The sequence below is a fragment of the Bailinhaonella thermotolerans genome, from assembly GCF_003594875.1.
GTDB classification, from domain to species: domain Bacteria; phylum Actinomycetota; class Actinomycetes; order Streptosporangiales; family Streptosporangiaceae; genus Bailinhaonella; species Bailinhaonella thermotolerans.
The window spans coordinates 211968-224167 of record NZ_QZEY01000012.1 but is presented as its reverse complement, the minus strand read 5'-3'; the positions used below and the strand labels follow the sequence as shown (position 1 = coordinate 224167).

Genomic DNA, 12200 nt, shown 5'->3' with positions numbered 1-12200 from the left:
ATGACGTCGCCGATCGACGGGGTGCGCGAGCGGATCATGGGGACGGAGGTGCTGGTCGCCGGGGTCCCGCCGGCCGAGGCGGCGACCGTGCTGGCCTGGCTGCGGCGGGTGGAGCGGACGTTCAGCCGGTTCACGGCCGAGAGCGACGCCGGCCGCGCCAACAGCGGGAGACCTGTGACCGTCTCGCACCTGTTCCTGCTCGCGCTCGCCGACGGCATGGCGTACGCCGAGGCCACGGGCGGGCTGTTCTCGCCCTGGCTCGCCCGCGAGATGGAGCGGATCGGCTACGCCGACGACTTCGCGGCCATGGAGGGCCGCCCGCGCGGGTCCGCGGAGCCGGCCGCTCTCGCGGGTGGCCCCGGCGACCTCCCCATGGTCGAGGTGGACTTCACCCGGCGCGCCGTACGGCTGCGCGGGCCCGTCGGGGTGGACCTCGGCGGATTCGTGAAGGGCTGGGCCGTGCAGAAGGCGGCCGACGCGCTGCGCGAGGCGGGGGTGCGGTCCGGGCTCATCGACGCCGGGGGCGACCTCGTGTGCTGGCGCGGCCCGGCCGAGCCGGCCTGGCGGATCGGGGTCGAGCACCCGCTCACCGGCGAGCCCGCCGCGGTGATCGAGCCTCCCGCGTCGGACCTGCCCGCGGCCGTCGCGACCAGCAGCGCCGTACGGCGGAGCTGGGACGGCGCGGCGGGGGAGCGGCTGCACCACATCATCGACCCGCGCACCGGGCGGCCCGCCGACTCCGACTGCGTCCAGGCCACGGTGTTCTCCTCCGACCTGGCCGCCGCCGAGGTCTACGCCAAGTGCCTGGTCGTCCTCGGCACGGAGGAGGGGCCCGCGTGGCTGTCGGAGCACGACCCCGACGCCGGCTGGATCGTCGTGGACCTGGACGGCGCCGTGGTGAGCCGCCGGTGAGGGGCCGCGTCCGCCCGCTGCGGCCCGGCCGGCTGTGGGCGGCGGTCGCCGTGTCCGCGCTGCCGTTCTGCTATCCGCTGGCCCGGGCCGACCTGGCCGGGGGGCCGGTGCCTGCGGTGGCGGGCGTGTGCGGGCTGCTCGGCGGGCTGGCGCTGTGGTGGCAGGTGGCGCTCGGCGCGCGGCAGGCGGCCCGGCTGTTCGGCGCGGACCGGGGCCGGATCCTGACCGCGCACGCCTGGCTCGGCTCGGGCGGCGCGTTCCTGGTGCTGCTGCACCCGCTCCTGGAGGCGACCGCCGAGCTGCGCGGCCCGGACTACCTGGTCGCGGTGGACTTCACCTGGGTGGAGTCCACGTACACCTCGCTGGGGCGGCTGGCGCTGCTGATGTTCCTCGCGCTCTGGCTGACCAGCACGCTGCTGCGGGCGGCGGCCCGGCACCGGGTCTGGCGGTACGCCCACTACCTGTCGTACCCGCTGGTGGCCCTGGTGTTCCTGCACGCGGACGGGATCGGGACGTTCCTGGGCGCCGTCCCGTGGCTGCGCGCCTACTGGCTGGCCCTGGCGGCGGCGTTCGGGGCGGTGACGCTCTGGCGGCTGCTCGCGCCCCTGCTCGTCCCCCGGTACCGGCTGGCCGCGGCCGAGCGCGTCTCCGGCGCCGTGACCGTCTACCGGCTCGCGCCGCGCGGCCGCCGCCGGGTCCGGCCGCTGCCCGGGCAGTTCTGCCACCTGCGCACGTCCGTCCTCAGCCGGTCGCACCCGCTGAGCGCCGTGCGGTCCGACCCGGAGACCGCGGAGCTCGTCTTCGCGGTCAGGGACGCCGGGTCGTTCACCGTACGGCTGCGCCGCCTGCGGCCGGGCGCGACGGTCCTGGTGGACGGGCCGCACGGGGCCTTCACCCGGGAGGCCCAGCTCGGCGGGGAGCCCGCGGTGCTGATCGCGGGCGGGATCGGCGTCACCCCGTTCGTGGACCTCGCGCTGCGCCGGCCGGACGTGACCCTCTTCCACGCGGTCGCCTCCCCGGCGGACGCGGTCTTCGCCCCGGAGCTGCGGCGGGCCCTCGGCGAGCGCTATGTGCCCAGCCGCCGCGACGGCGTCCCGCCCGAGCGTTTCACCGGCGCTCGCCTGACCCGCGGCGCACCCGCCCGGGCGCGCTACTTCGTCTGCGGGAGCCCGCGCTTCGTGGCCGGGATCATCCGCGAGCTGCGGTCGCGGGGCGTGCCGCGCGACCGTGTCCTCACCGAGCGCTTCGAGTGGTGAGCCACCCGGCGCGGGCCGTACGGCGGGGCGGGGTCAGCGGCTCGTCCTGCTGAGATCGCCCTCGGCGTGGAACCGGGGGGCGTAGACGCGGTAGCGGAGGTTGCCTCCGGCGTTCTGGATCTGGAGCTTGCCCTGGACGTCGTAGTTCTCGCCGCTGGGGGTCCGGCAGGGGAAGGAGAACGCCAGCGAGGAGGGTCGGGTCTCCATGATCTCGGCGGCGGCCGTGCAGGAGACGTCTCCTTCCAGCCGGATCTGGGCGACCCGGTTGCCCTCGCTCAGGACGAGGGTGACGACGCCCTCGTGGGGCCGCCGGGCCCGCTCGCCCCGGACCCGGCCCTGCCACTGGCCGACGTACTCGGGCGGGATGGGGCCGGACCGGGCCATGGGGTCGGGGTCGGCGGGGGCGATGGGCAGGTCGGGGCCGGGGCCCTGGGTGGCCTGGGGCGGGAGGGTGGCCCGTTCGGCGGGGACCTCCGGGGACACGGGCGTCGAGCTGGGGGTCGGGGTGGGGCTGGGGGTCGCCTGGGGAGGGTCCGACGGCCGGGTGAGCCAGAAGGCGATGGTTGCGGCCGCCGCCAGGAGCACGGCGGCCGCGCCGGCGAGGAGGAGGGGGCTCCTGCTCCGGGCGGGCGGCGTGAGGTCGACGGCGGTCAGCCCGGCGGTGTTCCCGGCATCGACCAGCGTCCGGCCCCCGGCCGCCGGGGGCGCGAACGGGGTGGTGGTGGTCGCCGGGTTGACCAGGTGGAGCATGAGCTCGCTGGCGGTGGGCCGGGCCGTGGGGTCCTTGGCCAGGCAGCGCTCCAGGAGCGGGCGCCAGGACCCGGGGACGTCCGACAGGTCGGGGGCGGCGGTGAGGATGGCCTGGAACAGGACCGGGATCTGGGCGTCGGGGAACGCCGGATGGCCGGTCGCGGCGTAGATGATCGTGCCGGCCCAGGCGAACACGTCGCTCGCCGCGTGGATCTCGCCGTTGAGCTGCTCGGGGGCCAGGTACGCCGGGGTGCCGACCACGGCGGTCGTCGCGGTCCGGGTGTCGGCCGGGCGCGCGATGCCGAAGTCGACCACGCGGGGGCCGTCGGGGCCGAGGATGACGTTGGCCGGCTTGAAGTCGCGGTGGACCACCCCGGCGGCGTGGATCGCGGCCAGGGCCGAGGCCGTCCCGACCGCCAGGCGCTCCAACTGGCCGCCGGTCAGCGGGCCGGACCGCGCCACCCGTTCCTCCAGCGTGGGGCCCTCCACGTACTCGCTGACGACGTACGGCGACGGGCCGTCCACGCGCGCGTCGAGAACCTGCGCGGTGCAGAACAGGGCGACCCGCCGCACGGCGGACAGCTCGCGGGACAGCCGCTCGCGGGCCTTGTCGTCGATCTCGCCGCGCAGCAGCTTGATCGCCACCAGGTCGCCGGACGGGCCGCGCCCCTGGTAGACGATGCCCTGGCCGCCCTCGCCCAGGACGCCGAGCAGCTCGTATCCGCCCAGCTCGCGGGGGTCATGGGGACGCAGGGGACGTACGGTCACGGGTACTCCATGGTCAGCGGGGGAAGCCGATCTCCACCCGGCGGTTCTCGGCCCGGCCCTCCGGTCGGTGGTGCAGGCGCACCCGCCCTGCGCGTCCTTGCGGCATGAAGATCGTCGCGCGCCTCATGAATCCCGGAGTCTATTGGGAGTCGTGTGCTTCTGTCCGGGATGACGGGGATTGCCGGGATGTCTGGATCGGGTCATTTCCTGAGGTAGCCGTCGGCCTCGTACGCGGGGCTCCTGAGCCGCACGCGGGCCTCGTCCTCCGACAGGCGGGTGATCCTGGCCCTGACCTTGACCCGGTCGTCCTTCGGGTCGCCGCAGTGCAGGGTGAGCTCCACGGTGGACTCGTCCGCCTTGGTGACGGCGCTGTTGCCCGTGAAGCATTCGTACTCGCTCGGGCTGGCCTCGTCGAAGATGACGACCTCCGCGAGGCGCGCGCCCGCGCTGAAGCCGGCGCCCATCTCGCCGCTCCAGTCGTCGCCGGACACCCTGCCCCGGATGAGGCCGCCCCAGTTCCCGTTCCAGGAGGCCGGCAGCGGGACCTCTGCGCGCTCGTCGTGGCCGAACTCGTCGCCCTGGGGACGAGCCGTGGACGACGGGCCGCCCGCCTGCCCGCCCTGGGTCTGCCCGGGGGCGGGCGGCTGCGAGGTGGTGGTCGTGCCGCCGGCGGTCCCCGGCCGCTTCGCGCCGGACGGGTCGTCGGGGCGGCTGACGATCCAGATCAGGAGCGCGGCGAGCACGGCGAGGGCCGTGCCCGCGGCGGCGAGCGCGGGCGCGCGGCGGGGCCCGCGGCGGGCCGCTTCCGGGCGCTCGGCCGGGGCGGTCAGGTGCGCGGTGGGAACGGCCTCGGCGGCCGGGTTGACCAGGCGGACCATGAGGTTCTGGGAGGTCGGCCGGGCGGCGGGGTCCTTGGCCAGGCAGGCGCGCAGGAGGGGGAGCCAGGACTCGGGGACGCCGGACAGGTCCGGCTCCCCGGTGACGATCCGGTGGAGCAGGAACGGGATCTCCCGCTCGGGGAAGGCGGGGCGCCCGGTGGCGGCGAAGACCATCGTCCCGGCCCAGGCGAACACGTCGGACGCGGGCAGGGCCTGCCCGTTGAGCTGCTCGGGGGCGAGGTAGGCGGGGGTGCCGACCACGCCGGTGGTGGCGGTCTCGGTGTCGACGGGCCGGGCGATGCCGAAGTCCACGACCCGGGGGCCGTCGGGGCCGAGGATGACGTTGGCCGGCTTGAAGTCGCGGTGGACGATGCCCGCGGCGTGGATCGCGGCCAGGGCCGAGGCGGTGCCGACGGCGAGCCGTTCCAGCGCGCCGCCGGTGAGCGGGCCCTGCTCGCGGACCCGCTGCTGGAGGGACGGGCCGGCGACGTACTCGCTGACGACGTACGGCCGGGCGTCGTCCGTGCGCGCGTCGAGGACCTGGGCCGTGCAGAACATGGCGACCCGGCGCACGGCCGACAGCTCCCGGCGCAGCCGCTCCCGCAGCGGCTCGTCCACCGGCCCGCGCAGCACCTTGACGGCGACGAGCTCGCCCGAGGGCGCCCGGCCCTGGTAGACGACGCCCTGGCCGCCCTCGCCGAGCACTCCGAGCAGTTCGTAGTCGCCGAGCCGCCGCGGGTCCCCGGGGCGGAGAGGAGGAACGGTCAAGGAAGCCTCCCGGAGGAGCACGTCTGCGATCAACGGTAACCAATCGACCGGCGGCGTGCCGTCCGGAGCGCGGTGGTACGCGATGCCGGGCGGGGGTCCCGGGGCCTCCGGGGAGGCGTCAGCCGGACCAGCGGTAGCGGTGCTCGGGGCGGCCCGCCGTGCCGTACCTGGGCTGGAGGGCCGCCCGGCCGGTCTCGCAGAGGAACTCCAGGTAGCGGCGGGCGCTGACGCGGGACAGACCGGTCAGGGCGGCGGTCTCGGCGGCCGACAGGTCGCGCCCCGCCTCGCGCAGCGCCGAGGCGACGAGGTCGCAGGTGGCGGGGGAGAGCCCCTTGGGGAGGGTCGGGGCGGTGCGCATCGCGCCGAAGAGCCGGTCCACGTCGTCCTGCCGCGCGTCGCGGAGGGCGTCGAGGCGGCGGCGCGCCTCGGCGTACCGCTCCAGGCGGTCGGCCAGCGCCGAGGCCGCGAACGGCTTGATCAGGTAGTGGACCGCGCCGCCCTGCATCGCCGCGCGGACCGACGCCACGTCGCGCGCCGCCGTGATCACCAGGACGTCCACGGGCCGGGCCTGGGCGCGCAGCTCGCGGAGCACGTCGAGCCCGGACATGTCGGGCAGGTAGATGTCGAGCAGGACGAGGTCGGGCCGCTCCGCCGCCACCTGCGCCACCGCGTCCGCGCCCGTGTGCGCCGTCCCGACCACGGTGAACCCCGGCACCCGGGAGACGTATCCGGTGTGGATCCGCGCCACCATGAAGTCGTCGTCCACGACCAGCACCTTGATCACCGCGCCGCCCCCGCCCCCGAGACGCCGGCCCCGGCGCCCGGGCCGCCCCGCGCCGCCTCGCCGTACGGCAGGAGCGCCGTGAACACCGCGCCCCCGTCGTTGTGGACGCGCACCCAGCCGCCCCGCCGCAGGCACGCCTGCCGCGTCAGCGCCAGCCCGAGCCCCCGCGACCCCGCGTTCGCGGCCTTGGTGGTGAACCCTCGCCGGAACACCTCCTCGGCCAGGTCCTGCGTCACCCCCGGCCCCGAGTCGCGCACCTCCACGCGAAGCCCGTCGCCGTCCGTGCGCAGCCGCACCTCCACCAGGCCCCCGCCGCCGTCGAGGGCGTCCAGGGCGTTGTCCACGAGGTTCCCGAGCACGAGCACGGCGTCCGCCGGGTCTCCCAGCAGCGCCGGATCGACCGAGGAGTCGGCCGTCAGCTCCAGCGACGCCCCCCGCTCGGCCGCCTCGGCGGACTTGGCCAGCAGCAGCGCGGCCAGCGTCGGTTCGGCCAGCCGGTCGCTGAGCGAGCCCGCGAACCGCTGGTGCGCCGCCGTCGTCTCGGTGATGTACCGCTCCGCCGCGGCGTACTCGCCCAGCGACAGCAGCCCCACCACCGTGTGCATCCGGTTCGCGAACTCGTGCGCCTGCGCCCGCAGCGCGTCCGTCGTGCTGCTCGACCGCTCCAGGTCGCGCGACAGCCGTACCAGCTCCGTGCGGTCCCGCAGCGTCACCACCCAGCCCATGCGCCGCCCGCGCACCGCGACCGGCATCCGGTTGAACACCAGGACCCGGTCCCCGACCAGCACGATGCTGTCCTCGCCCGCGTCCACGCCGCCCAGCACGTCGCGCAGCCGGTCCGACAGCGGCAGGTCCGCGAGGGGCACGCCGGTGCGGTCGGGCAGGCCGAGCAGGTCCCGCGCCGCGTCGTTGACCAGCGTGACGCGCCCGGTCAGGTCGATCACGAGCACGCCCTCCTTGATCCCGTGCAGGACGGCCTCGCGCTGCTCGAACAGCGCCGCGATCTCCCGGGGCTCCAGCCCGAAGGTCTGCCGCCGGATGCGCCGGGTCAGCAGCGCGGCCGCGGCGGCCCCGGTCATGAGCACGGCCAGCACGGTCCACAGCAGCGGCGGCAGCGTCTCGCCGAGCTGCGAGATCACCGTGGACTCCATGACCCCGACCGAGACCAGCCCGATGACCTGCCCGGAGGAGTCGAAGATGGGGGCCTTCCCGCGCACCGAGCGGCCCAGGGTGCCGGTCTGCGTGCCGGTCCAGCTCCGCCCGCCGAGCACGGCCGAGCCGTCGGTGGACAGCCGCTTGCCGATCAGGGCGGTGTTGGGGTGGGCGAACCTGATCTGGTCCCGGTTGGCGATCGCCACGTAGTCGGCCTTGGTCATCCGCTGCACGCTCGCCGCGATCGGCTGGAGCAGCGCGGGCGGGTCGGGCGCGGCGAACGCGTTCCGCACCGACGGCAGCGCCGCGACCGACTGCGCGATCGCCAGCGCCCGCTGCTGGTACTCGTCGTCGAGCTGCCGCCGCGTGTGCTGCACCCACACGGCCGCGGTGCCGCCCACGGCGAGCAGCATGATCGCCATCACGAGCAGGAAGAGCTGGGTCCCCAGCGACACCCGCAGGCGCATCATCCACCTCCCGGAACCGCCGCGTCCGAACAGGGTACGGCCATCGCCCGCCGCTCCTGCCTGCGCGAACGCCGATCTTGCGCATGCCGTACGGCGTCCGCCGACCGTACGGCGTGAGCCCCCGCCCCGTACAGCCCCCGCCCGAAGAGCGGCGGGACGGCCCGGCCCGCCGGGGCCACCGGGCCGCGACCAATATGACCAATACGACGGCAAGCGCCGAAAGCATCGACATCGGCCGCCCCCGGCCCCAGCATCCTCACAACCTTTCGACGTGAGGAGTTGTCATGCGCGTACGGCTCATCGCCGGCCTCGCCGCGGTCGCCATCGCCGCGCTGGCCGGATGCGGGAACGCGGGCAAGGCGGGCGGCGCCGAGGGCGGCCCCGCCAAGGCACTGAAGATCATGGCGCCGGCCTCGCCCGGCGGTGGCTGGGACCAGACCTCGCGCGTGGCCGAGCAGGCCATCAAGACCACCGGCCGCAAGGTCGAGGTGTACAACGTGCCCGGCGCCGGCGGCACGATCGGCCTGGCGCAGCTCGCCGGGGAGAAGGGCAACGGCAACCTGCTCATGACCATGGGCCTGGTCATGGTCGGCGCGGTCGAGCAGAACAAGTCGGCCGTCAAGCTGGACCAGGTCACGCCGATCGCCAAGCTCACCGAGGAGTACGAGATCGTCGTGGTCCCGGCGGAGTCGCCGTACAAGACCCTGGGCGACCTCGTGACGGCGTGGAAGGCCGACCCGGCCAAGATCGCGATCGCGGGCGGCTCGGCCGGCGGCACCGACCACATCCTGGCCGGGCTCATGGCCAAGGCGGCCGGGATCGACCCGAAGAAGGTCAACTACATCGCCCACTCCGGCGGCGGCGAGGCGCTGAACGCGCTGCTGGGCAACAAGGTCGCGATGGGCATCTCGGGCATCGGCGAGTTCGCCGAGCACGTGAAGTCCGGCAAGCTGCGCGCGCTCGGGGTGTCCGCCCCGGCCAAGCTCGCCAGCGTGGACGCGCCGACCCTCAAGGAGGGCGGGCTGAACGTGGAGCTGGCCAACTGGCGCGGGTTCGTGGCCCCGCCCGGGCTGGACGACGCCGCCAAGAAGGCGCTCATCGACCAGGTGACGAAGATGCACGACTCGCAGGCGTGGAAGGACGCGGTCGCCAAGAACGGCTGGAACGACGTGTTCCAGGCCGGGCAGCCGTTCGCCGACTTCCTCGCCGCCGAGCAGACCCGGGTCAAGGCCATCATCGCCGAAATGGGTCTCGTGTCGTGAGAAAGCCCGAACTGGGGCTCGCCGCGCTGGTGCTCGGACTCGGGATCTTCGTCCTCGCGGGCACGGCGGACGTGCGGGCGGCCGGGGCCACCTTCGGCCTCGGCCCCCGCTTCTTCCCGATCCTCGTGGGCTCCGCGATGATCGTCGTCGGCGTGTTCTACGTGATCGACGTGCTGCGCGGCGGCCGGGGCGACCCGGAGGAGTCCGAGGACGTGGACTCCTCCGCCCGCGCCGACTGGAAGACCGTGCTGATGGTCGCCGTCGTGTTCGTCGGGTTCGCGCTGCTGCTGGACCTGCTCGGCTGGATCATCGCGGCCGCCCTGCTGTTCTTCGGGATCGCGTACGCCCTGGGGGCGCGCGGCCTGGCGCGCCTGGGCGCGGTCTCGATCGCGCTGTCCGTCCTCACCTACCTGGTCTTCGTGAAGGGCCTGGGCGTGACGCTGCCGGGCGGGCTGCTGGCGGGGGTGATCTAGGTGGACTCCTTCGGACTGCTGCTCGACGGGTTCGCCACCGCGCTGACCGTCGAGAACCTGCTGTTCGCCCTGCTCGGCGTCACCCTGGGCACGCTCGTCGGCGTGCTGCCGGGCATCGGGCCGGCCATGACCGTGGCGCTGCTGCTGCCGATCACGTTCAGCGTTCCGCCCGCCTCGGCCTTCATCATGTTCGCCGGCATCTACTACGGCGGCATGTACGGCGGCTCCACCACGTCCATCCTGCTCAACACGCCCGGCGAGAGCTCGTCGATGATCACGGCGCTGGAGGGCAACAAGATGGCCCGCCGGGGCCGCGCGGCGCAGGCGCTGGCCACGGCCGCCATCGGGTCCTTCGTGGCCGGGACGATCGCGACGGCGCTGCTGGTCGCGTTCGCGCCGATGGTGGTGGACTTCGCGATCGCGTTCGGGCCGGAGGACTACTTCGCGCTCGCCGTGCTGGCGTTCACGATGTGCTCGTCGGTGCTGTCGAAGTCGCTGGTCCGCGGGCTGGCCTCGCTCACGCTGGGGCTGGCGATCGGGCTCGTCGGCATCGACCAGCAGACCGGGCAGGCCCGGCTCACGCTGGGCATCCCGCAGCTCCTCGACGGCATCGACGTCGTGATCATCGCGGTCGGGCTGTTCGCGGTCGGCGAGGCGCTGTACGTCGCCTCGCGGATGCGGCACGCCCCGCCCGAGGTGGTGCCCGTCGGCCGTACCTGGATGGGCCGCTCGGACTGGGCGCGGTCGTGGAAGCCGTGGCTGCGGGGGACCGCGCTGGGCTTCCCCATCGGCGCGCTGCCCGGCGGCGGGGCCGAGGTGCCCACGTTCCTGTCGTACTCGATCGAGCGGCGGCTGGCCAAGGGCCCCGCGAAGGAGGAGTACGGCCACGGCGCGATCGAGGGCGTCGCCGGTCCGGAGGCCGCGAACAACGCCTCCGCCGCCGGGACGCTGGTGCCGCTGCTCTCGCTCGGCCTGCCCACGTCCGCCACCGCGGCGATCATGCTGGCCGCGTTCCAGCAGTACGGCCTGCAGCCCGGGCCGCAGCTCTTCGACCACAACCCCGCGCTGGTCTGGGGCATGGTCGCCTCGCTGTTCGTCGGCAACGCGATGCTGCTGGTGCTGAACCTGCCGCTGGCCCCCATGTGGGCCAGGCTGCTGCGCATCCCCCGGCCCTACCTGTACGCCGGGATCGTGCTGTTCGCGGCGCTGGGCGCGTACGCGGTCAACCAGTCGGTCGTGGACCTGCTGATCCTGTTCGCGCTGGGCGCGCTGGGCTTCGCGATGCGCCGGTTCGGGCTGCCGCTCGCCCCGGCGGTGATCGGCGTCATCCTCGGCCCGATGGCCGAGATCCAGCTCCGCCGGGCGCTGGCGATCGGGACCGGCGACGTGACCGTGCTGGTGTCGAGCCCGGTGGCCGCGGTCCTGCTGGCGCTGTCGGCGCTGGTGCTGCTGTTGCCGCTGATCCGGAGAGTACGAGCGAAGAAACAGGGCAAAAGCCCCGTGGGTGCGCCATAAGGGGCGCCAGCTCACTCGGGGGGATCGATGGGTGACATGAAGGACCGGGCCCAGCAGAAGGGCCGCCAGGCCATGGGCAAGGCCAAGGAGAGCGCCGGCCGTGCGACCGGCGACCGCGGCATGGCGAACGAGGGCCGCGGCCAGCAGGCCAAGGGCCAGGCCCAGGAGGCCATGGGCCAGGCCAAGGACAAGCTCAGCGAGGCCGGCGACAAGGTCAAGGGCATGTTCAAGAAGAGCTGAGCCCATCCGTTCCGGGGGCGTCCTCATCCGAGGGCGCCCCTTCGCCATGCCCGCCCCGGCCCGGCTCCGCCCGCCCGCGCCCGTTTCCGCCCGCGCCCGCACCCGCCCGTGACGCGCCCGCCCCTGGCCGTACGGCGGAGCCCGGCGCCGGCCGTACGGCACGCGGGCGGGAGGCGTGGCGGCGGGTGCCTGTCGGAGCGCGGGGCGCGGTGTCACGATGGGGATGAATCGGCGGAGGTGGCGATGGCCTGGAACCTGATCCTGTCCGGCGGGGTGGCGCACGACTTCGCGGCGTCCTCCGGGGTGCTCGCCGAGGTGCTGGCCGAGGTGGGGATCGAGTCCGAGGTGACCGAGGACATCGCGGGGGCGCTGGCCGAGCCGCCGGAGGTCCAGCTCATCACCGTGAACGCGATGCGCTGGCGGATGGACGGGCCGCACTTCCGGGAGCGGCGCGAGCGCTGGCGGTTCGAGCTGCCGACGGCCGCGCGCAACGCCGTGCTCGACCACCTCGACCGGGGCGGCGGGCTGCTCGCCATGCACGCCGCGCCGATCTGCTTCGACGACTGGATCGGCTGGTCCCGCGTCATCGGCGCGCGCTGGAACTGGGAGAAGTCGCACCACGAGCCGCTGGGCTGGGCGAGCGTGCGCGTCCACCGGGGCCGGCACCCGATCGTGGACGGCCTGCGCGACTTCGACGTGGCGGACGAGATCTACACCGACCTCGACCTGGAGCCCGGTCTCACCCCGCTGGTCTCCTGCGACGGCCGGCCCCTCGTCTGGGCCCGCCACGTGCGCCGGGGCCGCGTGGTCTACGACGCCCTCGGCCACGACACGCGCTCCTTCGACAGCCCGGAGCACCGCGCCCTGGTCCAGCGCGCCGCCCTGTGGACCCTCCGCCGCCTCCCCGCCCGCTGACCTCGCCCGACGAGAGGGAACCGAGCAAGCGCTTGCCTAGGAGGCGGGTCCGGCGTTAGC

11 protein-coding genes are annotated in these 12200 nt (G+C 74.8%); 7 read left to right on the top strand and 4 right to left on the bottom strand.

What is annotated here, in order from left to right:
* Both D5H75_RS27015 and D5H75_RS27010 read left to right on the top strand, forming a co-directional pair.
* Complete coding sequence (locus D5H75_RS27015; RefSeq protein WP_119929355.1) at positions 1–912, top strand: FAD:protein FMN transferase; 912 nt, start codon at positions 1–3, stop codon at positions 910–912.
* The gene (locus D5H75_RS27010) at positions 909–2168 is read left to right on the top strand and encodes a ferric reductase-like transmembrane domain-containing protein (RefSeq protein ID WP_202638545.1); all 1260 of its coding nucleotides are present in this window, start codon (positions 909–911) and stop codon (positions 2166–2168) included. The genes D5H75_RS27015 and D5H75_RS27010 overlap by 4 nt, the downstream gene beginning before the upstream one ends.
* A 33-nt stretch (positions 2169–2201) precedes the next feature.
* Here the strand turns inward: D5H75_RS27010 and D5H75_RS27005 are convergent, their stop codons facing one another.
* From D5H75_RS27005 to D5H75_RS26990, 4 genes are all read right to left on the bottom strand, one after another.
* Positions 2202–3686, bottom strand: a complete 1485-nt coding sequence (locus D5H75_RS27005; RefSeq protein ID WP_119929353.1) for a serine/threonine-protein kinase — start codon at positions 3684–3686, stop codon at positions 2202–2204.
* 200 nt (positions 3687–3886) lie between these two features.
* Positions 3887–5332: a serine/threonine-protein kinase gene (locus tag D5H75_RS27000; protein WP_202638544.1), complete on the bottom strand. Its 1446-nt coding sequence runs from the start codon at positions 5330–5332 to the stop codon at positions 3887–3889.
* A gap of 118 nt (positions 5333–5450) precedes the next feature.
* Positions 5451–6116 (bottom strand): response regulator, encoded by a 666-nt coding sequence (locus tag D5H75_RS26995; RefSeq protein ID WP_119929351.1) that lies wholly within the window; start codon positions 6114–6116, stop codon positions 5451–5453.
* On the bottom strand, positions 6113–7738 hold the full coding sequence (locus D5H75_RS26990) for an ATP-binding protein (protein ID WP_119929350.1): 1626 nt from the start codon (positions 7736–7738) through the stop codon (positions 6113–6115). The genes D5H75_RS26995 and D5H75_RS26990 overlap by 4 nt, the downstream gene beginning before the upstream one ends.
* Positions 7739–8019: 281 nt before the next feature.
* Here D5H75_RS26990 and D5H75_RS26985 point away from each other — a divergent pair, with 281 nt between their 5' ends.
* From D5H75_RS26985 to D5H75_RS26965, 5 genes are all read left to right on the top strand, one after another.
* Positions 8020–8997: a tripartite tricarboxylate transporter substrate binding protein gene (locus tag D5H75_RS26985; RefSeq protein ID WP_119929349.1), complete on the top strand. Its 978-nt coding sequence runs from the start codon at positions 8020–8022 to the stop codon at positions 8995–8997.
* Complete coding sequence (locus D5H75_RS26980) at positions 8994–9470, top strand: tripartite tricarboxylate transporter TctB family protein (protein ID WP_119929348.1); 477 nt, start codon at positions 8994–8996, stop codon at positions 9468–9470. Before D5H75_RS26985 ends, D5H75_RS26980 begins: the two co-directional genes overlap by 4 nt.
* Positions 9471–10985 (top strand): tripartite tricarboxylate transporter permease, encoded by a 1515-nt coding sequence (locus D5H75_RS26975; protein WP_119929347.1) that lies wholly within the window; start codon positions 9471–9473, stop codon positions 10983–10985.
* 27 nt (positions 10986–11012) lie between these two features.
* Positions 11013–11225 (top strand): CsbD family protein, encoded by a 213-nt coding sequence (locus tag D5H75_RS26970; protein WP_119929346.1) that lies wholly within the window; start codon positions 11013–11015, stop codon positions 11223–11225.
* Between the two features lie 243 nt (positions 11226–11468).
* A complete protein-coding gene (locus D5H75_RS26965; protein WP_147425291.1) occupies positions 11469–12140 on the top strand; it encodes a ThuA domain-containing protein in 672 nt (223 codons plus the stop codon).
* Positions 12141–12200: the final 60 nt, after the last annotated feature.